The 2,291-nt window shown below is 60.3% G+C and carries 1 protein-coding gene; it reads left to right on the forward strand.

The window, feature by feature from the left end; genetic code table 11:
• Positions 1-926 precede the first annotated feature (926 nt).
• The coding region (locus AWU74_RS05060) for a DUF1538 domain-containing protein (RefSeq protein ID WP_162504850.1) at positions 927-2,291 on the forward strand (1,365 nt) is incomplete at its 3' end.

A 2,291-nucleotide genomic window follows, 5' to 3' on the forward strand; every position in this document is an offset into this window, starting at 1 on the left:
CGATTCCTCACCAGCGTTTGAGGGTGCCGAAAACGATTTTAATGAAATATTCCATAGTTTGCTACGGAATATTTCATTCATGCTTCCTATTTTACCTCTCTCCTCCTCTTTAGTCCACACTACCTAGTGGGAATAAACAGCAGGGTGGTGTTGGGGTTACCCCGACACCACTCTGCGCATATGCTGAAGCTACGGCGCAAGCGCTACGTCGTCTGCTTTACCGCTTGCTTTTTGCAGACACCGGAAAACACAATTGCCGCTGTACAATATGTTTTTCGCATCCTGTCAGTAAGTTATTTTGCACAAAAGCGGCGTCAAACGAGCCGCTCATACAATTTTATGCGTCGCTCGCAAGGTCCCGCGAGTCGCTCATAAGATCTTGCGAGTCACGCGCAAGGTCCCGCGAGTAACTCGCAAGGTCCTGCGAGCTGACTCATACAAGCCTGCGAGTCGCTCATAAGATCTTGCGGGTCGCCCGCAAGATCCCGCGAGTAACTCGCAAGATCCTGCGAGTCGCGCAAAAAACCTTGTGAGTGACGCATAAAATTTTGTGAGCGGCGCATAAAACTTTGTGAGCGACGCAAAAAACTTTGTGAGCCACGCAAAAAACTTTGTGAGCGATGCATAAAATCCTGTGAGCGCCCCGCAAGAGTCTGCGCGTGGCTCAAAAACGCCGCCGCGGGTCGCGTCAGGCTTCGCCTCTATACCTGCTATCTCTATATAATACAAAAGTTTTTCCGCTATATCCTGCCTTTACGCCGAGGTTCTGCCTATTTGCCCGCGAGTTTGCAAGGCAAACTCGGTAGCACGCTACGGCGTGCGGCAGTTTCTTCTCGGTCGCTGCCCGTGCGTAGCGCGGGCAACTATGTTGCCGCTGTGTCCGCACGCCGCTTTACAAGCGCGGGAAACTTTGGTATATATGCGGTATGAATCAACGAGCTGCTGCGCCGGCGAAACAGAAGCGGGTAAAAATCCCCTTTAGCCAGTCGCATGTCATGGTCGCTTCCTATGCCTCCGCGCGCTTCCGCGCCCAAATCAAGGCGGTCGCGTTTGTGGTCGTCTATCTGGTGCTTGCCCAGACCTTTGTGCTGCGCGTGCCAGTACAGAACGCGCTCTCCACCGCTATCGGCGTGGGGGCGACGGTCGCGGGGCTTGCTTTCTTCCTTGAAGGGCTGCTGCTGGGAGTCATGCCCCTCGGCGAGCAGTGCGGGCTGCGCCTGCCGCCCCGCGCGGGCGCGGTCGGGGTCGCCTTCTTCGCGCTCGTCATAGGCATAACGGCGACGCTCGCCGAGCCGGCTATCGGCTTCCTGAAAATGCAGGGGGGCGCCGCCACCGCGTGGGACGCGCCGCTCCTTTACTTCCTGCTGAACCGCAAAAGCGGCTGGCTCGTCATGACGATAGCCTCCGGCGTGGGGGTTTCCGTACTGCTCGGCGTGTTCCGCTTTCTGTACGGCTGGGGCTTCAAGCCTTCCGTCTTTATCGTCATGCCCGTGCTGGCCGTAGCGAGTTTCTTCTTTGAATACGACCCCGTGCTGGTATCCGTCGTCGGGCTTGCGTGGGACACGGGCGGCGTTACCACCGGACCGGTAACGGTGCCGCTCGTTATCGCGCTCGGTTTGGGCGTGGCGAAGGTTGCCCGCGGCGGCAAAGGCAGCGGAGCCTCCGGTCTGGGCGTGATTACCCTCGCCTCGGCGCTGCCGGTCGCCGCCGTGTTCATCCTCGCGCTCGCCGTGTCGCCGCATATCCCCGCGCCGAGCGCCTTCTTCTTATCCGATATGGAGAGCCGCGCAAAAGCGGAATACGTCGCGGGGAGCAGGGACAAGCTCGCCGAGCTGGGGCGGGACGCCGTGAAAGCGGGAGCGCTGACCGAAGAGGCGTTCTCCGCGCGCTTCCCCGGAGCCGCGCTTGCCGCGTCGGCGGACGAGGAAGACGCGCAGGAGGCGGTCGCCGAGTCGGAAGCGGCGCTCATCCAGCTGAAGCAGTACGCCAAAGACGCGCTTTCTTCCGTGCTTCCCCTCTCCGGGGTGCTGGTCGCGGTGCTTCTGCTCGTCGTGCGGGAGCGGATACGGAACCTCGACGAGGTGCTGCTGGGTCTGGCGTTCACCATTGTGGGAATGACGCTGTTCGGAATCGGCATGAACCGGGGCATCTCGGAACTCGGCAGGCAGGCGGGCGAGGCGCTCCCCCGCACCTACCGGGCAACCGAACAGGCGCCCGTCCTGTTGAAGGGGGGGAGCGAGACGTCCGTGTTCACCGTGCCGGGACCCGAAGGCGGGAAGCCGTATATCTGG

It is taken from the genome of Treponema endosymbiont of Eucomonympha sp. (assembly GCF_001028545.1).